The organism is Methanosarcina vacuolata Z-761 (assembly GCF_000969905.1).
GTDB lineage: Archaea > Halobacteriota > Methanosarcinia > Methanosarcinales > Methanosarcinaceae > Methanosarcina > Methanosarcina vacuolata.
Genome location: NZ_CP009520.1, coordinates 3378640 through 3400985, shown reverse-complemented (window position 1 = coordinate 3400985; position 22346 = coordinate 3378640). Strand labels below are relative to the sequence as shown.

Sequence of the window (22346 nt, the reverse complement as noted above, 5' to 3'; positions counted from 1 at the left end):
AATTTTTTATCATTGAATAGTGGTTATGTTTGTCATGGAATTTTTTCCATAAATAAGTTTGTTTGTATGCAGGTCTCGTGAGATGGATTACGAATTTTATATAAAAACCAGAATCAAAAACTGGCCACAATTCAATAATATATCGGGTCACATATAAAAATATTAAAGGAGGTACAAGGCGACGACATATGAAAAGGATAACCATAGAGATTTTGAGGACCGAATCAGAACGATGGTGGAAGCCGGATACGAAACTGTTTCAAGGGAGATAATTAAATGCACCCGATGCCCACTCCATAAAAGTGCAATCAAAAGAGTCATAGGAAAAGGTTCCTGTAACCCGAAAGTTTTCTTCATAGGAGAAGCCCCCGGAAAAAACGAAAACGAAACCGGGATTCCGTTCTACGGCAGGGCAGGAAAAAAACTGGATAAAATGATCGAGTACATGGGGCTTTCCGAAGAAGACTGGATGGTAACAAACACAGTCAAATGCCACCCCCCTGAAAACCGAAGACCCAGTACAAACGAGATCGAGTGCTGTAAGCCCTTCTTGCTTTCTCAGATAATCCTGCTTAGCCCGAAAATCATAATTCTTCTTGGTAATACAGCCGAAAAGTCCTTTTGCCCCGGAAAAAAACTCGAATGGGGAGTCCCTGTGGAACACGAGGGAAGAACAATCCTGAAACTTTACCATCCCGCAGCCCTGATTTACACCTCTTCAAAAAAAGAGATCCAGCGTGCTTTCATTGACAAAAACCGTGAGCTATGGAGTTGAACATCCCGGATGAAAGTCAAGCCTTTGCAAAAAAAGTAAAAAACTTACCCGCCCGAAAATTGCCAATTAGGAGATCTTTACTTCAAGAATCCTGCAATAAAGCTTTGCTACGTCTGTTTTACCTTCAAAAATCAGAATAACACGGTGTGAAACGGTCTGTGAATCGATATATCGATTCACAAATTATAAATATCGAGATTTTTACTCTATTATTGGGGTTTGTGTGGAGGTCAGGAACAAGAATTTGAATAAAAAATCGACATCTAATGTCGTAAATTTAAGATTTCAATATCCAATTCCGTAGCATTTAAGATTCAAATCTTGTGCCGTAACATCTAATATTCAAATATCTGAATGTCAAAGCATCTATATTCCAAAATGAAATTCTGAACACAGGTGCCTTAACGCCTTACACTAAACTCGCCGATATATGGACGAAATTAGTTGTATTATGTAGTTTGCTAGGGAAAATATTATTTGGGAGGGTATCATGGCCATGGTGAAAATGTCTCCTGATATAGTTTCGTGTTCTGATGACAAAGGAAACCTTGAAATTCAGATCGATCTGCCTGGAGTAAAGAAAGAGAACATCGAATTAAAGATGGTTGAAGAAGGCTTTTTCGTAAGAGCGAAAAGAGAAGAGACCGGAGTCGAGTACGCCGGGACTTATGCATTCTGCTGCGCGGTTGTCCCTCAAAAAGCGGTCGCCAGATATTGTGATGGAAAACTGTTTGTCATAGTGCCTTACAGAGAGAGTTCAGAGACTGTAGACATTGAAATTCAGTAAGAGACTGTAAACGTTGAAATCCAGTAAGAAACCGTAAACGTTGAAATTCAGTAAATGAGACTGTAGACATTGAAATCCAGTAAAAGAGACTGAAACTTGAAATCCAGTAAAAAAGACTGTAGACATTGAAATTCAGTGAAAAGGCGAAATAACAAAATCGTTATTGATAGAGTATTCGCGCTGCAAATTTAACTTTTAACCTAGATTCGGCAGGTCGACATTTCATTTTCTATAATTTTACTTATGTCGATTTTGAAATGATGATCCCTTGTTGTATGTAGTAATTAGGTTTACATATGATCCAAACATAATATTTCATGCTGAACTTTGATAGAAAAAAGATTTAGTGTTTATATATGTCGTTGGAGTTAAGCCACACGTTAACCAGCTTTAACTCTATTAGATAACTATCAAATGTTGAAAAACGATACAAGAAAAATATTCAAATTCCTTATGTCGACCTGCCGAAAGTAGGTTTTAATCTGGAAAGAATACTGTGGAGGGAGAAAATGCACCCAGTAATCGACTATAAAAAGTGTACCGGAGCTCTTGCCTGCTACGAAGTTTGTCCTGCAGACGTTTTTGATATCGAGGAAATTGATCAAGTAAAAAAGGCAGTTGTAGCCCGCCCGGAAAATTGTATAGAGTGTAACCAGTGTGTGGAAGCCTGCCCGGAAGATGCCATCGAACTTGTTGAAGATTAAATTGAAAAATTCTCCTCGTAATTCTTTGGGACTAAACCTCAGCGGGTTATTTATAAATATGTAAATATTTTAATGCCATGAGGCTCAAGACTGATTGAAAAGCAAGAGAGAAAAATAAAGTCCTCCTTGCTTAGAATTGCTGGGTTAAATCAAGATGTGGCAACATAATAGCGTCATTACTTCATCTTTCTGACAAATGCAACTGCACCCAGTAATGCTACAAGTACCCAAATAGAGCTTAGAAAAGGAATTGATGCTTGAGTAGGGACAGATTCTCTTTTCTGCTTACCCGCTGTTCCTCCGTTTGCTGTCATCCCGGTATCATTTGTCTGGTTCTCGGTTTGCTTTATAGGGGTCAAGAAAGAAGTACCATTTAATCCAATAGTAGAACTGGATTTTATTACCGGACCAATTGCCACAGCAGTAGGGGATCTTCCTACGGGCACCGTAATATTAACGTTGTTTGTGGCTGTGTCAATTACAGAAGTAGTATTGCTCCCATAGTTCATTACATAAACCTTATTTCCATCTGGGGTGACTGCAACTTCGTAAGGATAATTTCCGACACTCACTCTATCTATAACCTCGTTTTTAGTTGTGTCAATAACATCAACAGCGCCTGTATGTGAAGTTGCATCAATATTACTTTTACCTGAATATCTACCAGGTATATCTATTGCTACGTATGCTCTCGTTCCATTCGGGCTGACTGCAATTCCATGTGGCAAGCTTCCCACATTTACTGTGTCTGTAACATTATTTGTTGCCGTATCAATTACAGAAACAGTACCTTTGTAGTAAGGATAACTATTGGAGTTAACCACATACACCTTTGTTCCATCCGGACTGACTGCAATTCCATGCGGATCTTTTTCCACATTTACTGTGGCTGTAACATTATTTGTTGACGTGTCGATTACAGAAACATTACCCTGGTAGTCAGGAGGAATGCCGGAGTTCACAGCATATACCTTTTTTCCATCCGGGGAGACTGCAATTTTGTAAGGCAAGTTTCCGACTTTTACTGTGGCTGTAACATTGTTTGTTGCCGTGTCAATTACAGAGATAGTGTTGCTCGCAGTGTTTGCAACATACGCCTTTGTTCCATCTGGAGTGAATGCAACTCCTAAGGGGTAGCTTCCTACGTATATTGTGTCTATTACCTTATTCTTGGCTGCGTCAATTACAGAGACGCTATTGCTCATGCAGTTTGTCACATATACTCTTGTTCCGTCCGGACTAACTGCAGTCCCTGAGGGCTCGTTTCCCACATTCACCGTAGCTGTAACAGTATCTGTAGCAGTGTCAATTACAGAAACATTGTTACTCTCTAAGTTTGCAATATATGCAAATGGTGATGCACCTGCGATACCCATCAGTATTAAAACCGTAAGTGCCGCTATTCTAAAAGCTTTTAAAATGTTACATCTTCTGCATACTTTGTTAGATATTGCAATAGATGAGAGTGAAAACGAAAAAGTGGAAATCGGTATTACTGATATAACTTTACTTTTCATCTATTTTCCCCGATCAGCATTTGTCTAATGACAGTGACGTGTTTTGGCATTAAAAATTAATTAATATAATTTAATTGCTACAGTTTAATTATTATAAATTATTATAATTTAATTATTATAAAGTAGTTATTATAGTTTAATTAACATACATACAGTCTTCTGCTATAACCTAAGTCCCACTTTTCTAAGCGCATAAACATCTCAAGATATCGAATTATGCTAATTTTTTAAGCATATAAACTTCAGGCTCTAACTTTAGAATCAAATTTTAGAATCAAATCCTCTAACTATTAGGCTTGTGAAATTCGATTTAGATCTTGAAACCTGGGAACTCAGGCTGTAACTCTTTATGATGTTTCCCAGTGTATCGATTCCAAAACACCTTCACAGATTTGAAATTTCAAATTTATTCATTAACAATGAATTTTTTCAATGATGGACTAGTTCTGGAATCGATACATTAATTCGTTTTTAAGGTGGGTAATTTTTGTTTTTAGGGTGGGTAATGTTTGTTTTTAAGGTGGTTGGTGCAGGTAGTTAGCTATTTGATATTTTTCCGAAAACAAGGCTTCCCATGTTAGATTTATTTACTCCACTAACGATTTTCTCAAGTGTGAATCCTCCGATTTTATCCCCAATTTTGAGGGTTCTGGCATTTGAATAGTCAATCAGCCAGATCCCGTCAATCTGGACAACACTGGTGTTTCCACGTTGATAGACGTTACTAATATGTACTTTCAGGACAGGGACATTGTCTTCACCTTGAATTTTGTCAAGGTAGCAAGTCCAATTTTCACCAGTTGAAAGGATAGTATCATCTACATATTTTCCATTTTTATCGAATTCAAGCCAAACCTTCTTACCGGCAACGTCAACCTGCCTGGCCTTGATACTGTAACCCTGGCCGAGACCAAGTTTACTGCCGTCCTTCAGGGTGAATTTGTCACCGCTGTCAAGGACAAGCCTGGCAAGTTTGTCAACATGACATTTCCAGATTGGATCGTAATCGGCAATCAGTGGAACATTCTTCTCTCCAAACAAATCAATTACCGGGTATCGTTCGTTAGACCAGCTACTGCATTTATAGCTGGTACTGGCAACATTACAGCTTACAGGAGATTCTGTAGCATTTTTAAAAATAAGGCTCCCCAGGTTAGACGAATTTGTTCCATTGATGATTTGCTGAAGTGTTAACCCTCCGATTTCATCTCCAATGTTAAGGGTTCTGGCATTTGAATAGTCAATCAGCCAGATGCCATCGATAAAAACAATGCAGTTCTCCACACCTACGAATAACTGTTTGACGTGGACTTTCATGACAACAATATTATTTTCACCCTGAACATTGTCAAGAGTAACAGTCCATGTCTTGTTTTCATCATCAGTATTAACGGAGAGATTTTTATCAGCTATGTGTTGTCCGTCTTTAGTGAACTCTAGCCAGACTTTCTCACTATCAATGTCGATCTGTCTGACTTTGAGAGCGTAACCATTTCCAAAGTCAACTTTTTCACCGTTTTTGAGAGTGTAAGTCTCATTACTGTCAACCATTAACCTTGCAAGCTTGCCAACATGTGATTGCCAGATTGAACCATTATTGGCTAGCAAGGGAACATTCTTCTCTCCAAACAAATCAATTACTGGGTATCGTTCATTAGACCAGCTACTGCATTTATAGCTGGCACTGACAACATTACAGCTTACAGGAGATTTCTTAGCATTTTTGAAAATAAGGCTCCCCAGGTTAGTCGAATTTGTTCCATTGATGATTTTCTGAAGTGTGAATCCTCCGATTTCATCTCCAATGTTAAGGGTTCTGGCATTTGCATAGTCAATTAGCCAGATCCCGTCAATCCGAACGATATTGTCTACTGCCCCCGCAAATAGCTGATTGACATAAACTTTCATGACAACAATATTGTTTTTTTCACCCTGAACATTATCAAGGGTAACATTCCATGTCTTGTTGCTATCAGTAGTAGTTGAAACGTTTTGATCAGCAATATATTTGCCATCCCTGGTAAATTCAAGCCAGACCTTCTCATTGTCAATGTCAATCTGCTTGACTTCAAGAGCATATCCCTGACCAAGGTCGAGCTTTTCGCCATCTTTGAGGGTATAAGTTGCGTTACTGTCAAGAATCAACCTGGCAAGCTTGTTAACATGTGCATTCCATATATTACAGTGGTTAGCAAGCAATGGAACATTTTTCTCCCCAAATAAATCAATTACTGGATATTGTTCGTTAGACCAGGTACTGCATTTATAATGGGTGCCGACAACATTACAAATATTATCTTTATTGCAATTATTGTCTGTTGCACCTCCGGTGTTTACTGCTATTGAAATTAGTAGAGTAAGAGCAACCAGTGCAATTACTTTATGTTTTTTCATTTTACTGTTCCTCCTTGTTCCTGCTACTTACAGGTTGTTAAGCCGTCCTCTGGGCTTTAATTCGTCCAGGGCGAGTTAACTATACTCAGTTTTTTAGTAGTTTGTTGGATCTTCAAAATCTAGCATAGTTTCCACTAATCGTTGACCGTTATCGATCAAAAACCAGGAAAACAACATAAAGTCTTTCGACAAGACCCAAATTTTATTGCTAGACCGATAAAAACATGAATTAAGGAAATTAGGCTCTGTAGAAATCTTCTTGGAGTGGGTGGAGTAGTCTTAAACCTGCAACTCAAGATATGGGCTGGATTTTCGATAATTGAAGATGATCCGTTTCTGTCTGTTTGAAGAGGATTTCTACAAAGCTGGAAATTGTTTGTTGATTTTTTTCTTTAGACTGTGGTATTTGATGCTTTTGTAGAGCCGGGGTCTTCTTCATCGAAATTTGCTTGTGATAAAATTCAAGAAGTCCAAATCCCATGAAATAGATGGGCTTGTACTCTTGTTAGTGGACACAACCGTTTTCTCTTCGGATGTAGGTGAAGAATCAACAGCTTGAGTTTTCTTGAAAGCAAGACTTCCTGGGTTAGATGAGTTTGTCCCGCTAACTATTTTTTCAAGCGTTGATTCCCCGATTTTATCCCCGATTTTAAGGGTTCTGGCATTTGCATAATCAATTAGCCATATCCCGCCAATCTGGACAATACTGTCGTTTCCGTCCTGATAGACTTTGCTAACATAGACTTTCAGGACAGGAATATTGTCTTCGCCTTGAATATTGTCACGTAAACAAGTCCAATAATGCTCATTGGGATAAGTTAAAGCGATAGTGTCATCTACATATTTTCCATCTTTATCGAATTCAATCCAAGCCCTCTCTCCATCAACGTCGATCTCCTTGACCTGGAGACTGTAGCCCTGGCCGAAATCGATTTTTTCACCGGTCTTCAGGAGGTGTTTCTTATCGCTATCAAGAATGAGTTTAGCAATCTTATCAACATGACATTCCCAGATTGGGTCGTTATAAGGTTTCCGTGATTTGTCGCTATTGGCAAGCAACGGAAAATACGTCTCTCCAAATAAATTGATAGTTGGGTATTGATTAGACCAGCTTTCACATGTATAATCAGTACCAACAACATTATAACTTATAGAAGATCCCGTAGCATTTTTAAAAACAAGGCTCCCCTGGTTAGAGATATTCGTGCCACCGATTATTTTTTCAAGTGTCAATCCTCCTATTTTATCCCCGATTTCAAGGTTTATGACATCTGAATAATCAATAAGCCAGATTCCGTCAATCGTAACACAACTATATTGAAGGATATTATCTTCTACCAATCCGCCTACACTGTCAACATGAACTCTCATGACAATAACGTTGTTTTCGCCCTGAACGTTGTCAAGAGTAAGATTCCATGTTGTATTCTTGTCATCATTGAGTGTAACTATTCGATCATCAACATATTTTCCGTCCTTTGTGACCTCGAGCCAGGCCTGACTATTGGGAATACTGATCTGCTTTGCTTCTAGAGCGTAGCCCTGGCCGAGCTCGATTGTTTCACCGTCTTTGAGAACTTGATGTTCATTACTGTCAATAATCAACTTGGCAAGCTTGGTAACATGTGAATCCCAGATACTTCCATTAGTGGTAAACAGCGGAACATATTTATCTCCAAATAAGTCGATTACTGGATACTGTTCATTAGATACCCATTTATAACTGGTACTGACAACATTGCAAACATCGGTCATATTGCTTACATTGTCTTCTGTACTTGCAGTGTCTTCTGTACTTGCAATGTCTTCTGTATTTGCTATGTCTGCTGTATTTGCAGTGTCTTCTGTACTTGCAGTGTCTGCTGCTACATTAGACCAGCTGTTGCATTTATAATTAGTACCGACAACATTACAAGCTACTGAAGATCCCGTATTATTTTCAAAAACAAGGCTTCCCATGTTAGAGGTATTTACTCCGCTGACAATATTCTCAAGAGTAAATTCTCCGATTTTATCTCCTACCTTGAGAGTTGTAGCATTTGTGTAGTCAGTAAGCCAGAGACCGTTAATCTGAACGATATTGTCTACCGCACCCACAAATATATTCTTGACATGAACTTTCATGGCAACGACATTGTTTTCACCCTGAACATTGTCAAGGGTGACAGTCCATGTATTGTTGCCATCAGTATTGGCTGGGACTATCTGATCAGCAATATATTTTCCATCCTTACTGAACTCAAACCATATTTCCTCATTGTCAATATTGATCTGTTTAGCTTCAAGAGCGTATCCGTTGCCAAGATCGAGTTTTTCACCGCCTTGGAGGAGGGTGTAAGTATTATTATCATCAAGAAGCAACTTGGCAAGTTTGTTAACATGTACATTCCCAGTGCTTCCATTGGTGGTAAACAGTGGGACCTCTTTTTCTCCAAATAAATCGATTACTGGATATTGTCCGTTAGACCAGCTCTCGCTTTTATAATCGGTTTCGGCTATATCACAAACGCTGGTTATGTTGCTAGCATTGTCTGCTGCATTTGCAGTGTCGGCAGCAACTGAAATTAGGATAGTAAAAGTAGCCACCAAAAATACTGTATATTTTTTCATTAAGTTGTTTCCTCCTTGTTTTAGTATTTTTTTGGACATTCCAAACCTAGTAAAGTTCCCCTAGCAAAGTTTCCGCTAATATTTGACGTTATTAATCAACAGCTCGTAGACTGTAAAAATTTGAAATATTTGTGAAATTTATTCATCCTGAAATTATTTCGATTCAAAACTTATTACATTAAATTCGTATCTCTACAACCCAAATAAATTATTAATAAAAAGAGGAGGCATTCACTGTCCCACCTCCCTTGAGTATCACCAATGCTTTCTCTGCAGAATTCCTGACGTATTTATACTCGTCTTTGTCAGTACTGACCCGACTCAAACATTTGATGGCTTCTGGTCCCCCCAGTATCCCAAGAGCTTGAACTTCAGTAATTCTGACATCCGACTCTCTTTCGGTCTCAAGGGCCTTAATAATAGGCTCAACAGCTTTCCTATCGCCAAGTTTTCCAAGTGCGCTTGCAGCACTTTTTCTTACTTCATAATTTTCATCCACAAGTAAGGAAATTATAGGGTCGACTGCCCTTGTGTCCCCAACTTCCATAAGGGAATAAACAATTTCCATTCTTATATGCCAGTTTTCATTTCCAAGAGCGTCAATAAGAGCGTCTGCAGCCTCAGGATCTTTATATCTCGCCAGGGAATAGATAGCAGTCTCGCAGAGAGTAGAATCTTTAGACTGAATTATCTCTGCAAGGAGTGGAATCGCTTTTTTGCTCTCAATAAGTCCAAGAGAACCAGCAGCAGCTGCCTGTACCTCTACTTTGCTGTCTCCGAGGGCATTAATTAAGGGCTCTTCGGTCTGGGCAATTTCCTCAGACTCATTAAAATGACCCAAAGCGTAAGCAGTTTCTCTACGTACTTCTGGAACCTGGTCATTCAGCATCCGAATCATAATAGGGACAGCAGCAGGATCCTGAATATGCTCATATACAGATACGGCGTTGGTCCGGATTGTAGGATTTTTGTTTTCCAGCAGTTTAATAAGTTTTCCGAACACGTATTCACCTTTCATAAGGCCAAGACTGGAAGCTGCATAACTCCCAATTTCCTTATCACTTAATAGGTCCAGGAGGGTGTCAACTGCTCGCGGATCTCCTATTTCTCCAAGGGCAAACACAGCCTCAGAGCGTATATCCGAATTGCCGGTATAACGCATATCCGAATCGCCATCATAGCTTATACTGGCATCATCGCGTTTCAGAACCTCACAAAGAGGTTCAGTAGCCCTGGGATCTTTCAACATTCCAAGTGAAATTACCGTATAACGAACGACCTCTCCGTCTTCGTCCTTCAAAAGCTCGATAAGGGGCTCAACAGCTTCAGTTGCTTGAAGTTCACCAAGTGAAAAAGCTGAATTCATACGAACCTCCGGAACCGGGTCCTTCAGAGCTTCTATTAAAGAGTTTGTAGCTTTTTTGTCACCTATTATTCCAAGATCCTGGGCAGCAAGGCTTCGAACCTGTGAATTATCGTCTTTTAAAGCTTTTATAAGAGGATCTACTGCAGGTTCCCCAATCTCACAAAGTTCATTAGCTGAAACCGAACTGACTCTCTCGTCCTCATCTCCTAGACCCTGAACCAGTGAATTCACATGGGCCTCTACCGGGTCCTTCTCAAGACAGCCAGCACAGTTTCCGAAAAGCAAAAGCATAAGAACCAAAAGTTTTGCGCTTTTGCAACTGAAAAGCTCATCTCTTTTTATCATGTGCCTCACCTACCCTCCTCCTGAGCCGGAATATGCAATTCGGCAGATGTTACCTGGTCCTGCCATCGGGATGTTACATTCAGCAGGAAACGATCTCCTTCTTTCCCAACAATCACATTCTGTACAGGCATGTACGAATCTCCTGAAGGCTTGCCGTGAGCAATTTCCACAATTGCATATGGATAACCTGGCCAGGTTCTGAGGGCACTTTTATCCTGTCCACTCACGGAATAAAACCCGGAAGATGTGAACACAATTTCCCCTGTTTTCTCGTTCGTCACTGTTAAGTTAGTACTCACTTTGTCTGCAGAGCTCAGCCCGTAATTTAGGAGATAGCCATAAACCCTGTAAACATCAGAAGTGTTTGTGTGCTCCATTTCATCTTCCAGTTTCAGGTGGAGTTCAGGAAACGGGACATTTACGAGATAAGTATCTTCATCCAGAAGCCTGCTATTCTGAACGACCCTGACATTTACAGGGTACTCCCCTGGAAGTCTATATCCGAGCCATACACTGACTGAATTGTTTCCGGGAACAAGCTCGATAGGCTTCTGAAGAGAAACTGTTCCTTCATCCCATGGATTTGTGGAATTATCGGAAATTATCAGCCTCGATGTTGAGTAGCTCACCCCATTTTCGTCCACAAAAGCGTTGTCAATCTCAAGCCATACATCAACGGGCTTTAAACCGTTATTTTGAAGCGTTATGTTCAGCTTTCCAGAGTCACCTGCCCCAAAAGGAGAAACATACATATCAGTAATTTTTACATCGGCCCCATTTCCATAGTACCATGCCCCTCCGAGAACCAGGACCAGTAAAACAACTGAAATCGAAATAAGAGCACTTTTCCTCATTTCATTTCACCCTTAATCCCAACGTTATCCTTAAGTTCATCAGCTATCGAAATGCAGTTTGTAAGCCCGTACTTTTTCTTTGTTATTATGCCTCTCCTTTCCAGGTTCATGAGAACTCGAGAAACTTTGGCCTTGGAAAAGTCAAGGGAATTCACGAGTTCATTCTGAAGAATTCTTCCTCCTTTTGCTGCAATCAGTTCAATGGCTTTCCTTTCATCTCCTTCAAGGGCCCGCAGAAGGACATCTGTGGGGTCGATGTTATCTCTGTACAGGTTTTCTTCAACAGGATCATTTTCAAGCGAGACCTCAAAAATCTTCTCTGGAGCTTTCTCTGTGATAACGTTGAAAGCAGTTACCTGTGCTTCTTGTCCTGTTATTGAAAGCTCAGATCCTTGAACCCCCAGGTACAGTAGAACCTGAGCCAGCGCCAGACCTCCAAGAAACCCGGAAAAAAGGAGAATATACGCTTCTTTTACAGTATACACGTACGGGATATCCACAACCTTGAACGTGTCCCCTTCAAGCTGGATTACCACTGGTGAATCCTCAAGTAGGAGATTAATAGCTACAGTGCTCGAAATAAGCAGGATACCCACAGCCAGCATGAATCTTTTCCGTTCCTGGGCCGTCTTACCACCTCATTTACTACTCCCAGTATGTACGAAACAAATGTTATAATTTTACTATGACCAGGCCTGAAACGTCTCAGAATTCTGAAACCACTGCCAAAGGGTTGCGAAAATAAGTTTTTCATAAGGATTTGGAAAAAACTCGAAAAATTGACCACAAGCCTTTTCAAATAACTGCTTGCCCGCAAGCCTTTTTAAAAAAGGCTTGAGCGAAAACCCGATAAAAGTTTGAGTTTGAGAATCTTATCCCCAAACCCTATCGGCGTGATAAACCGGCGCAACGGTTTGTGATCAGCCGGCGCAACGGTTACGGATCAACGGTTATGGATAAACGGTTATGAATAAACGGTTACAGATCAACGGTTACGGATCAATGATTGCGGGTCAGCGGTTGTACTTGACCCCAAAAAAATCACATGTCACTCTTCAATATCAACCTCAAATCCACAGCAAGTGCGCCTTTTCCCTTTTCAAAAACCATCATAGGGTTTATCTCGAATTCTTCAATCTCCGGAAAATCGAAAACAAGGTTCGAAACCCTGAAAATTATGTCTACAAGCGCGTTAATATCAGAAGGTTTTTCACCCCTGACTCCAGCAAGTAAGGGATAGGTTTTGATTCCTGTAATCATTTCTCTGGCTTCTCTTTCGTCAACAGGGACTATCGCAAACTGGATATCTTTGAGAATTTCTATATAAATTCCACCAAGCCCGAACATCAGCATGGGTCCAAATGTGGGGTCATGAACCATCCCTAAAATTACCTCTTTGCCACCTGAGAGCATGGGCTGAAGCTGTACACCTTCAAGGTATGCATCCGGCAGTTTCTTTTGGATGCCTTCTATCATGTCCTGGTAGGCAGTTTTCACCTCAGCAGCGTTCTGAAGGGAGAATTTGATTCCTCCAATATCGGATTTATGAGATATCTGTGGAGAAACGACCTTCATTACAAGAGGATAACCTATCTCTTCTGCTGCGATTACAGCCTCTTCTGCAGTTTTTGCAAACCTGGTCTTTATTAAAGGTATGCCGTAAGCTTTCAAAATGTCAAAAGCTCAAGACCCAGTATGTGCCTGTTCTTTGCTCTGGCAGCTCCAAAAATCCTGGTTACCAATGCCCTATCTTGTCCGGATGTACGAGGAACAATATCCACCTGCTTCATAAGCATGATAACTTAAGGACAGTTATTCATTAAGGGTATTAATTTTGTAACAACATAAGTTTCAGCTCTGAAAGGGCTGGAAAAACAATTCTTGAAAAAAGCGGAAAACGAAAGAATACTGTTTAAACTCAAAAATAGAAAAAGTAAAGGAGACTTCTCCTTTACGATCAAACAGGTACCGAGCTGCGTAGTTTAGCTTCGGTCTCAACAATGTCCTTTGTTTCCCTTGCAATGGCAAGTTCTTCATTGGTTGGAATGACAAAAACCTTTATACTCGCATCAGGGGTGCTGATGTCGATTTCCTGGCCTCTGATCTTGTTCTTTTCCTCATCGATTTTTATGCCGAGGCCGTCAAGACCAGCAAGGATTCTCTTTCTGATGCTTGCGCTGTTTTCTCCAATACCTGCGGTGAAGACAATCGCATCTGCACCATTGAGCACAGCTAAATACTCACCAATGACTCTCTTAACACTATATGCGAAGATCTCAAGGGCAAGTTCGGCTCTCTCGTTGCCGTGAGAAGCTGCTTCATCAAGGTCTCTGAAGTCATTGCTGATCCCGGAAACTCCAAGCACACCGGACTTCTTGTTCATGAGAGTGTCAATTTCTCTGCTTGACAGGCCTTCTTTATCCATAACGAAGGGAACGACTGCCGGGTCAATGGAACCACATCTGGTACCCATTGCAACCCCTTCAAGAGGAGTAAAGCCCATACTGGTATCAACAGATTTTCCACCTTTCACTGCTGTAATACTTGAACCGTTTCCAAGGTGGCAGGTAATAATCTTGGTATCTTCTATGGGCTTTCCAAGCATAAGGGCGGCTCTTCCGGCAACGTACTTGTGGGAAGTCCCGTGGAAACCGTATCTTCTTACTCCATGCTTTTCATACAGATCATATGGCAAAGCATACATGTAGGCATATGCGGGCATTGTTTGATGGAATGCAGTGTCAAAAACAATAACCATCGGCGTTCCAGGCATGATCTCTGCACAGGCTGAGATTCCCATCATGTTTGGAGGATTGTGAAGGGGTGCCAGGTCAAAACAATCCTTGATAGCCGCTTCTACACCTGCATCAAATAGAGCAGATGTTGTGAACTTCTCGCCACCGTGCACAACTCTGTGCCCGACAGCGTTGATTTCACCCATGTCTGTTATGACACCAAATTCCGAGTCGGTAAGAGCCTTGACAACTTCTTCGAGAGCTACCTTGTGGGTTGGCAGGTCAACCTGCTTTTCCAGCTTCTTGCCATCAAACCTCTTCTGAGTAATGATCGAGTTATCGATTCCGACCCTTTCGCAGAGACCGATTGCAAGGGGTGACTCATTAGTCATATCAATTAATTGATATTTTAGGGATGAGCTTCCTGCGTTTATTACCAGTACCTTCATGTTTAAACCCCAATTCATTAGATTGCTTTTAATTTACGTTTTATATATACAATAAAATATTTTATATATGAAAGTCAATAAAAAGCTTCCTAAAACGTTCGTAAATATAGAAACGTTTTAAATTATTTATTTGTCCTGTGCTGCAGCCTGGACGCAGGTAATTGCAACGGCACCGACTATATCTTCGTCGCTGCATCCTCTGGACAGGTCATTAATTGGCTTGGCAAGTCCCTGGGTAATAGGGCCATAAGCTTCAGCCTTTGCAAGCCTCTGGGCAATCTTGTATGCAATGTTTCCAGCGTTGAGGTCTGGGAATATAAAGACATTGGCCTTGCCTGCAACAGGGCTTCCCGGAGCCTTTGAAGCTGCAACTTTAGGAACAATTGCTGCATCTACCTGGAGTTCACCATCGATTGCTACATCAGGGGCAATTTCCTGCGCAAGCTTTGTGGAAGCGATTGTTGCTTCGGTCAGTTTGCTGTGTGCGCTTCCCTTGGTGGAGTAAGAAAGCATTGCAACATATGGTGTGTCCTGAACCAGCAGTTCAAAGGTTTTTGCAGAGATGACAGCAATGTTTGCAACATCTTCAACACTGGGCATTTCGACCATACCCGAGTCAGCAAAGAGGAATGTCCCGTCTGACCCGTATTCACAGTCTGGTACGGCAATGATGAAAAAAGCAGATGCTAGAGCTGCACCCGGGGCAGTTTTGACGATCTGCACAGCGGGTCTAAGTGTATCAGAGGAAGAGTGAGCAGCACCTGAGACTACACCATCGACTTCACCGAGTTTTGCCATCATAACAGCGAAGTAGACGTAATCCTTCATAATTTCGGCTGCGCTTTCGAGTGTAACACCTTTATGCTTTCTCAACTCGTAGAAAGCCTGAACATATTCGTCTTTTCTCTCATATGTTTCAGGGTTTACAATTCTTGCTTTTGAGAGGTCAAGGTCTCCAGCAAGGGCCTTGATGTCTTCTTCCTTACCAACAAGGACGACCTTTGCAACACCTCTTTCGAGAATCTTGGCAGCTGCCTGGAGGGTTCTGATATCTTCAGTTTCAGGTAAAGCGATTGTTTTATTGAGTTTCTTTGCTCTTTCACTGATCTTTTCTAAAAATGTTACCAATCAACCAACCTCCTATATAATTGGAGTAGTTTAAGTTAGCTGGGTCTTAATATATAAATTTACGTAAAATGAATAGGGATATATATAAAAATAATAAATATATAATTAAGACTGCCAACAAAAACTTATATATGGACTTTTTTTCTTTAAAATATATAACGATCTGTGATATTTTTGGCAGATGGTATACTTTACAATTATTACTGATTATACGTGATAAATAATATAAAAGAATTTCGGAATGATTTAAATGAAGATACTGGGGATTTCAGGCAGCCCACGAAAGGGAAAAAACTGTGAAAAAATGATTTTAACCGCTCTCGAAATAGCAAAAGAAAGGGGTTTTGAAACTGATACCGTTTTTATTTCAAACATGGAGATTGCACCCTGCAAAGTTTGCGGAGCTTGTATGGAGAATGACTCATGTGTAATTGAAGACGATATGGAAGAAGTTTATGAAAAAATGAGGTCCGCAGACGGTATAATTGTTGCATCTCCCGTTTATATGGGAAATTATCCTGCCCAGCTCAAAGCCCTTTTTGATAGAAGTGTCCTGCTTCGCCGCAATAACTTTTCACTTAAAAACAAAGTTGGAGCCGCTCTCTCAGTCGGGGGCTCAAGAAACGGAGGTCAGGAAAAAACCATTCAATCAATCCATGACTGGATGCATATTCACGGCATGATTATAGTTGGTGATAATTCTCATTTCGGAGGAATAGCCTGGAACCCGGCAGAAGAAGACTCCATAGGTATGCAGACCGTTTCCGAAACTGCAAAAAAACTCTGTGAGGTTCTGGAACTTATCCAGAATAACAAAAGATAAGAATTGAATAAAGGGCGGTACATAGAAAATACTGAAGATAAAGAGACTTAATCTAACAAAGATGCAGAAGGCTGAATATAACAAAGATTAAAAAGGCTGAATATAACAAAGATTAAGAAGGCTGAATATAGTGAAAAAAATCGAGGAAAACAATCTTCGATTTTCACAGGCTGTACTCTGGGCATACATTGTATAATATAATATAATGATACATTTAAATAAATGCTTGAAATCCTTCGAGTGAAAAATACTCAGGGAAAATAAACCTGAAACTTACCTTTTTGTTCAAGAAAAAGGAAGAGATAAAAGGATTTAAGAGGCACGAGTTTTTGGAAGTTAGTCCAGAGCACAGAGTGGTATTCCACAATGTAAGAGAATATCCCAGGATAACAGAGTATATTGCCCGGTTTGATACCGAAACTGCCAGAGTCAATACAATTGCTATTATAATCGGGCTCCTTACAGGGTTCGTGATCGGAGTTTATGACAGGACTCTCCAGTACAGCAACACTTTTCTGGGTATGCAGCAAGGGTTCCCATTGCACGAGTTCCCACACTATTATGTGTTATTCGTGCCTGCCTTTGGGGGTTTGCTGGTAGGACTAATCTCCCATTTTCTGATGAAAAAGAAATACGGCGTTGACGGGCTTATAGAAACCGTAACCCTCCGCGGAGCAAGGCTTAATCTCAAGGATGTTTTTCTGGAAGTTTTTACTTCAATAATCACAATCAGTTCAGGAGGTTCCCTGGGAAAGGAAGCACCCGGAATCCTTGCAGGAGCCGGTACCGGGGCTTTTATGGGAAAAATCCTGAATAGCACGGAAAGGCAGCTTCAGATCCTTTTAGGCTGTGGAGCTGCCGGCGGAATTGCAGCTGCGTTTAACGCCCCTCTTGCAGGGGTTGTCTTTGTGGTAGAGGTAATCTACGGGGAACTTGAAACCAGGACTTTTATTCCGATAGTTATTTCCTCGGTCTTTGCAACCCTTGTCTCAAGCACACTTTTCGGAATAAAACCTATAGAGATCTCGCCTTACCAGTTGATTAACCCCTACAAAGAACTCGGACTCTGCCTTGTGCTCGGACTTCTTGCGGGGATCGTCTCTACAGTCCTGATCCGGACGCTTTACTACACAAAAGATATTTTTTCGGAAATCCCTTTCCATCCCGTTTTCAAGCCTGCTCTGGGAGGGCTCGCAGTCGGCGCAATGGGTATTTTTTATCCCAGAGTTATGGGAATGGGCTATACTGTAATAACGGATGTCCTCAACAACCAGTTTACTTTCAAGATCCTGATAATCCTGCTCTTTTTAAAGATCCTTGCTTTTTCCCTGAGCCTGGGCTCTGGTGGCTCAGGAGGAACGATTGTCCCTTCCCTTTTTACAGGTGCAATGCTGGGAGGGGCTTTCTGGACAGTCGCAAACCTGTTTTTTCCGGGGACCTTAGCTGAGCAAGGGGCATATGCTATGGTCGGGATGGGTGCAGTCTTTGCCGGAACTGCCAGGGCTCCCCTTACTGCCATTCTGATCCTTTTTGAGATTACAAGGGATTATAATATGATTCTTCCTCTCATGTTTGCCTGCGTACTCAGCAATGTGATGTCAAATGCCCTTTATCCGGAGTCCATTTTCACGGAGGGCCTACGCAGGAAAGGATTTAAGATCCGAAAAGGCAGGGAAGTGGATATCATGAGCTCCTTGTTTGTAAAAGACGCCATGATCACATATGTCCAGACAGTCTCTGAGGAGAAGAGTGTTGAGACACTTACAACCCTAATGCAGGTAAGCCGCCACGTCGGTTTTCCAGTCCTTGATTCCAAAGGCAAACTTTCAGGTATAGTAACCCTTTCAGACCTCCGGAGCAAAGTAAAGTCCGGAGACGTTGACAAAAAAGTAAAGGATATAGCCACCCGGCGTCTGGAAGTTGCCTATCCTGATGAAACCCTTGATGCGGTCCTCAAACGCTTTGCTTCAAAGCAAATAGGCAGGCTTCCAGTCGTGGACAGAGAGGATAAAACCAGACTACTCGGCCTCATTACCCGAAGCGACATCGTAAATGCATATAACAAGAAAGTCGTAGAAAAAGTCCGGGATACCTACTGAAAATAGTCCGGATACCTGCTGAAAATAGTCAGGATACCTACTGAAAATAGTCAGGATACTTACTGAAGGTACATACTGAAAGCAGTAAACCTAAAAAAGATCCCCTGACAATAAGAATAGAATCTGGAAAGGAAATACCATTTAGATATTTTGGGGGGACCTTATGCCTGAGTCTATAACTGAAAGTAGTTCAAACGGGTACATGGGGACGTACCTGAAAAACGTAATACTGGAAGATAGAGATAAAAACTCTAACTATGTAGAATTATCCGCCAGAGAAATACTACCAATCACGCGCAGGCTTTTTGAAGAAAGGGTTTCTCTTGCCTATGACTTCAAGATCTCACAAATCGTGGAAAAAGAAAGGCACCTGATAATTTACGGGGAAGCAGGTTCAGGAAAGACAAGCACCCTAAAATGGCTGAGTACGGTTTATGCCAGGGAATACCTCCTGAAAAAAGAAGGATTTGTTCCGATATATATAGAACTTAAGTCCTATGTTAAAGGTTCTTTTTCTAATTACTTAAAAGCAGAGGTAACGAAAAAAGGCATTTCTGAGACGGATTTTAAGAAGCTGCTCGAAGGAAAAGCCCTGCTGTTACTGGATGGGCTTGATTTGCTCATGCCTTCAGAGAATTTTTCCCCTTTTGATGAGATCTCCGATTTTATTTCCGAGTATGAAGCCTGTAGATATGTTATTGCCTCTAGACCCGAGCCGTCTGATAGTTTAAAAAGTACATTTGCACTTTCCGAACTTGAAAAATTGACTGATGAAAAAATCAGGCTGTTTATAGAAAAGTACGTTCCCAATAAGAGACAGGCAAAGCTTTTAAAAGCCAGAAGCCTGGGTGAGATTCAGTCAAAGCCTATCCTCCAGAATCCTCTGCTGCTTTATCTCTGGATCAAACTTTCAACGGCACATATGGGAAGAAGAGGAAAACATGAAGGTGTCCAGCACTTTAATTTTTTTGATTCAATTCCTTTCGTCCGGGCAGAAATCTATCAGGTTTTTGTTTCGGAGCTTTTTAAAGATTACAGAATAAGTTATCAGGAGCTAGGTACTGGAAGAATAGATTCTCAGGAGCTGAACACCGAAAGAACAAATATTGAAAATGTCCTTATGAATCTGGCCTTCAAACTCCAGTGCAAGAATAAGGTTTCATGTAAGTATAGCTATGCCCTTGAAGTGGCAGAATCATATATAGAAGCCAGCAGCTCTGGAAGGATTACAGAATGCAGCAAAACAGAGTGCAGCAAAACAGAGTGCAGCAAATCTGGAAGGATTACAGAGTGCAGCAGGTCTGGTAGGTTAAAGGCGGGAAAACTCCTTCAGGCCTGCTTAGAGCTTGGACTTCTGATAAGAAAGAGTTCCGAAGTAAAGTTCGGAATAAATCGAGTTTTTCAGGAATATTTTGCGGCTTTAAAGCTGAAAACATACTGTGAAAACGGGATGGATATCTCAAAGGCTTTCAGGAATCCGAGATGGGAGAATGTGATAATGCTCACCTCGGACTTGCTCGAATCAGGAGACGAACTTTTAAATTTGATGGTCTCAAGCGGAAACTTGTATCTGGCTTCAAAATGTGCTGGGAGAGCCAGTCCCGAAACAAAAGGAAAGCTATGTGCTTTGCTTGCCAGAAAACTTGACAGCAGGTATACTGTAGAAAAAATAAAGGCTGTTCAGAGCCTTGGAAGGCTCGGAGCCTGTGGGATCAGGGCCAATACTGGAGCACTTAAAGATAAAGATATCAGGGTAAAAAGAGAGACTGCGAAAGTGCTCGGGGAAACCAGGTCCGAGATGGCACTTATTCCACTTGAGGCTGCAGTTGGGGATGCAGATTATTCTGTACGGATAGAAGCCATAAAGTCTCTTGGCTTAATAGGGTCCGAAAGAGCAATAGAACTGCTCAGGGACACATTTGAAGATAAGAACCGGGCTGTCCGGCTGGAGGCTGCAAATGCGCTAATGCAGATTGGATCTGAGAAAGCGATGGAAGTCCTTATTTCCGCACTCGGGGCCAAAGACGACTTTGTTCGGATTGGAGCTGTAGGAGCCCTTGGAAAGACAAATTCCAGGCAAGTGGCGGAAGCCCTTATAAAAGCATTTCAGGAAGAAGACAAACTTGTCCAGCTGGGAGCTGCTGAAGCCTTGGGCCGGATGAGGTCGGAAAGGGCTGTTGAACCGTTTGTAGATGCCCTTGAAGATAAAGATGAATTTGTACGCTGGATCGCTACAAAAGCCCTTGGAGAAATCAAATCGGACAAAACTTCCGGAACATTCGTCAATATGCTTGGGGACGAAAGCCGTTTCGTCCGAAGGGAAGCTGCAAAAGCCCTCGGGGGAGTAGGGTCCGAGGAAACGCTTGACTCCCTCGTTTCAGCACTCTCGGATGAGGACGAGTTTGTAAGAAAGACAGCCGTAGAATCCCTTGGAGAAATAAAGTCCGAGAAAGCTGCTAAAACCCTGATAAATAAACTCCAGGACAACAGTCATTTAGTCCGACTGGAAGCCGCAAAAGCTCTCGGAATGATGAAAGTTAGAAAAGCCATTGCTCCGCTGCTTTTTGCCCTCGGGGATGAAAACCGCTTTGTCAGGAAGGAAGCTGCAAATGCACTCGGGCAACTGGAATGCGAAAAAGTCCTTGACCCCCTTATCAGGATTTTTAAGTCTCAGGACCCTTTCACAAGGCAGGGAGCAGTAAGAGCCCTTGGCCAGATAAATCCTTATGGGATTCCTGATTGCATATCGGACCAGATCTTTGAGTTCATTGATAACGCTCTTAAAGACGAAGATAAACTTGTGCGAAAAGAAACAGCAAAAGCCCTGCAAAGCCTGTCCGAAAACAGAAGTGAAAGAGCGTTTGAATCCCTGATCAGCGCCCTTGATAACGAGGACGATGAAGTCAGGAGGCTTGCAGCCGGATCCCTGAACCTTTTTGATTGTGAAAAAGCTATCCCTCCGCTGGTCAGTGCCCTCAAGTCCAGGGACGCAACCGTACGCCGTTTTGCTGCCGACACCCTCGGCCAGATAAAATCAAAAAAAGCTCTCCAGCCCCTGATAGCTATTCTGGTTTTTGATAACGACGGCTCTGTAAAAGAAGAAGCTGCAAAAGCCCTTGGTAAAATAAAATCCAGCCAGGCTATAGAACCTCTTATTGATGCGCTGATGGATCCAAATAATAAAGGAAGATCAGGAGCAGCCGAAGCTCTCGGCCAGATTAAAGCCGAAAACGCAGTTGATCACCTTATTGCCGCCCTTACGGATACGGATGATTTTACGCGGTTGGCTGCTGCAAAAGCTCTCGGCAGGATAAAACCTGAAAAGGCCGTCGAACCCCTTATCAACAGCCTTTATGATTGTAACCGCTTTGTAAAAGCCGAAGTAGCCGGAACTCTCAAAAAGATATGTACTGAAGAGGACAGGCCACGTTTGCAGGCTTTACTTGACTCGGAAGACGAATTTACGGCAAATCTCGCTTTTGAGATCCTGGAAAGCATTGAAATGGAGGAAATCTTAAAAACCGAGCTGTTTTTAGATTGGGAATAAATTAAAAAACTGTAGAAAGCAGTAGAAGATCACAATAAAGGATAAAATAACCTCATTTCAACCCAATAAATGGAAAAATTAACCCGTGAAACCATATTCGCCATATTGGGTCGTCTTTGTCACGCTCGACGTAGGAGAGCGGCCTTTCCCATATAATAAGAGAAGACAGATAAAGAGAATATAATACAAGATTTCCGTAAAGAAGTTCCAAGA

16 protein-coding genes are annotated in these 22346 nt (G+C 41.5%); 6 read left to right on the top strand and 10 right to left on the bottom strand.

Translation table 11 applies throughout. The annotated features are described in order from the left end of the window. The first annotated feature begins 232 nt into the window (after positions 1 to 232). The 3 genes from MSVAZ_RS13980 (at position 233) to MSVAZ_RS13970 (ending at position 2266) form a co-directional block, all read left to right on the top strand. Positions 233 to 775 carry a uracil-DNA glycosylase gene (locus MSVAZ_RS13980; protein WP_048121929.1) on the top strand — a complete coding sequence of 181 codons (543 nt, stop codon included), beginning with the start codon at positions 233 to 235 and terminating at the stop codon, positions 773 to 775. A 490-nt stretch (positions 776 to 1265) separates the two neighbouring features. Continuing rightward, entirely contained in the window at positions 1266 to 1562 is a 297-nt protein-coding gene (locus MSVAZ_RS13975) for an Hsp20/alpha crystallin family protein (protein ID WP_048121927.1), read from the top strand. Positions 1563 to 2071: 509 nt separating this feature from the next. Next, positions 2072 to 2266, top strand: coding sequence for a 4Fe-4S dicluster domain-containing protein (locus MSVAZ_RS13970; RefSeq protein WP_048121925.1), 195 nt, complete (start codon positions 2072 to 2074; stop codon positions 2264 to 2266). A gap of 176 nt (positions 2267 to 2442) precedes the next feature. Here the strand turns inward: MSVAZ_RS13970 and MSVAZ_RS13965 are convergent, their stop codons facing one another. The 10 genes from MSVAZ_RS13965 to pta all read right to left on the bottom strand — a co-directional run bounded on the left by MSVAZ_RS13965 (position 2443) and on the right by pta (position 15664). Next, positions 2443 to 3783: a YVTN family beta-propeller repeat protein gene (locus tag MSVAZ_RS13965; protein WP_084626150.1), complete on the bottom strand. Its 1341-nt coding sequence runs from the start codon at positions 3781 to 3783 to the stop codon at positions 2443 to 2445. A gap of 537 nt (positions 3784 to 4320) precedes the next feature. Beyond that, positions 4321 to 6177, bottom strand: coding sequence for an S-layer protein domain-containing protein (locus MSVAZ_RS13960; protein WP_052727987.1), 1857 nt, complete (start codon positions 6175 to 6177; stop codon positions 4321 to 4323). A 435-nt stretch (positions 6178 to 6612) separates the two neighbouring features. Next, positions 6613 to 8787 (bottom strand): S-layer protein domain-containing protein, encoded by a 2175-nt coding sequence (locus MSVAZ_RS19685; protein ID WP_232316106.1) that lies wholly within the window; start codon positions 8785 to 8787, stop codon positions 6613 to 6615. A 211-nt stretch (positions 8788 to 8998) separates the two neighbouring features. Next, positions 8999 to 10498, bottom strand: coding sequence for a HEAT repeat domain-containing protein (locus MSVAZ_RS13945; protein ID WP_048124089.1), 1500 nt, complete (start codon positions 10496 to 10498; stop codon positions 8999 to 9001). Positions 10499 to 10503: 5 nt separating this feature from the next. Continuing rightward, positions 10504 to 11352 (bottom strand): hypothetical protein, encoded by an 849-nt coding sequence (locus MSVAZ_RS13940; protein ID WP_048121922.1) that lies wholly within the window; start codon positions 11350 to 11352, stop codon positions 10504 to 10506. Beyond that, entirely contained in the window at positions 11349 to 11957 is a 609-nt protein-coding gene (locus tag MSVAZ_RS13935) for a helix-turn-helix transcriptional regulator (protein ID WP_048121920.1), read from the bottom strand. The genes MSVAZ_RS13940 and MSVAZ_RS13935 overlap by 4 nt, the downstream gene beginning before the upstream one ends. Before the next feature lie 436 nt (positions 11958 to 12393). Beyond that, a complete protein-coding gene (locus MSVAZ_RS13930; protein WP_232316105.1) occupies positions 12394 to 13023 on the bottom strand; it encodes an acetate--CoA ligase family protein in 630 nt (209 codons plus the stop codon). Continuing rightward, entirely contained in the window at positions 13020 to 13142 is a 123-nt protein-coding gene (locus MSVAZ_RS21595; protein ID WP_269746777.1) for a hypothetical protein, read from the bottom strand. The genes MSVAZ_RS13930 and MSVAZ_RS21595 overlap by 4 nt, the downstream gene beginning before the upstream one ends. A gap of 167 nt (positions 13143 to 13309) precedes the next feature. Further along, on the bottom strand, positions 13310 to 14536 hold the full coding sequence (locus MSVAZ_RS13925; protein ID WP_048121918.1) for an acetate kinase: 1227 nt from the start codon (positions 14534 to 14536) through the stop codon (positions 13310 to 13312). Positions 14537 to 14662: 126 nt separating this feature from the next. Continuing rightward, a complete protein-coding gene (gene pta / locus MSVAZ_RS13920) occupies positions 14663 to 15664 on the bottom strand; it encodes a phosphate acetyltransferase (RefSeq protein WP_048121916.1) in 1002 nt (333 codons plus the stop codon). A 250-nt stretch (positions 15665 to 15914) separates the two neighbouring features. Between pta and MSVAZ_RS13915 the strand changes: the two genes are divergently transcribed. From MSVAZ_RS13915 to MSVAZ_RS13905, 3 genes are all read left to right on the top strand, one after another. Next, positions 15915 to 16487 carry a flavodoxin family protein gene (locus MSVAZ_RS13915; protein ID WP_048121914.1) on the top strand — a complete coding sequence of 191 codons (573 nt, stop codon included), beginning with the start codon at positions 15915 to 15917 and terminating at the stop codon, positions 16485 to 16487. 329 nt (positions 16488 to 16816) lie between these two features. Then, positions 16817 to 18586: a chloride channel protein gene (locus MSVAZ_RS13910; protein ID WP_048124087.1), complete on the top strand. Its 1770-nt coding sequence runs from the start codon at positions 16817 to 16819 to the stop codon at positions 18584 to 18586. Positions 18587 to 18749: 163 nt separating this feature from the next. Further along, positions 18750 to 22133 (top strand): HEAT repeat domain-containing protein, encoded by a 3384-nt coding sequence (locus MSVAZ_RS13905; protein WP_048121912.1) that lies wholly within the window; start codon positions 18750 to 18752, stop codon positions 22131 to 22133. The last annotated feature ends 213 nt before the right edge of the window (positions 22134 to 22346 follow it).

Bases quoted from the DNA above. Each gene is read 5' to 3' on its own strand.
- MSVAZ_RS13935 (WP_048121920.1), bottom strand. From the start codon at position 11,957: ATGCTGGCTGTGGGTATCCTGCTTATTTCGAGCACTGTAGCTATTAAT.
- MSVAZ_RS13975 (WP_048121927.1), top strand. From the start codon at position 1,266: ATGGCCATGGTGAAAATGTCTCCTGATATAGTTTCGTGTTCTGATGAC.
- MSVAZ_RS13960 (WP_052727987.1), bottom strand. From the start codon at position 6,177: ATGAAAAAACATAAAGTAATTGCACTGGTTGCTCTTACTCTACTAATT.
- MSVAZ_RS19685 (WP_232316106.1), bottom strand. From the start codon at position 8,787: ATGAAAAAATATACAGTATTTTTGGTGGCTACTTTTACTATCCTAATT.
- MSVAZ_RS13940 (WP_048121922.1), bottom strand. From the start codon at position 11,352: ATGAGGAAAAGTGCTCTTATTTCGATTTCAGTTGTTTTACTGGTCCTG.
- MSVAZ_RS13970 (WP_048121925.1), top strand. From the start codon at position 2,072: ATGCACCCAGTAATCGACTATAAAAAGTGTACCGGAGCTCTTGCCTGC.
- MSVAZ_RS13925 (WP_048121918.1), bottom strand. From the start codon at position 14,536: ATGAAGGTACTGGTAATAAACGCAGGAAGCTCATCCCTAAAATATCAA.
- MSVAZ_RS13905 (WP_048121912.1), top strand. From the start codon at position 18,750: ATGCCTGAGTCTATAACTGAAAGTAGTTCAAACGGGTACATGGGGACG.
- MSVAZ_RS13980 (WP_048121929.1), top strand. From the start codon at position 233: ATGGTGGAAGCCGGATACGAAACTGTTTCAAGGGAGATAATTAAATGC.
- MSVAZ_RS13915 (WP_048121914.1), top strand. From the start codon at position 15,915: ATGAAGATACTGGGGATTTCAGGCAGCCCACGAAAGGGAAAAAACTGT.
- MSVAZ_RS13965 (WP_084626150.1), bottom strand. From the start codon at position 3,783: ATGAAAAGTAAAGTTATATCAGTAATACCGATTTCCACTTTTTCGTTT.
- MSVAZ_RS13945 (WP_048124089.1), bottom strand. From the start codon at position 10,498: ATGATAAAAAGAGATGAGCTTTTCAGTTGCAAAAGCGCAAAACTTTTG.
- MSVAZ_RS21595 (WP_269746777.1), bottom strand. From the start codon at position 13,142: ATGAAGCAGGTGGATATTGTTCCTCGTACATCCGGACAAGATAGGGCA.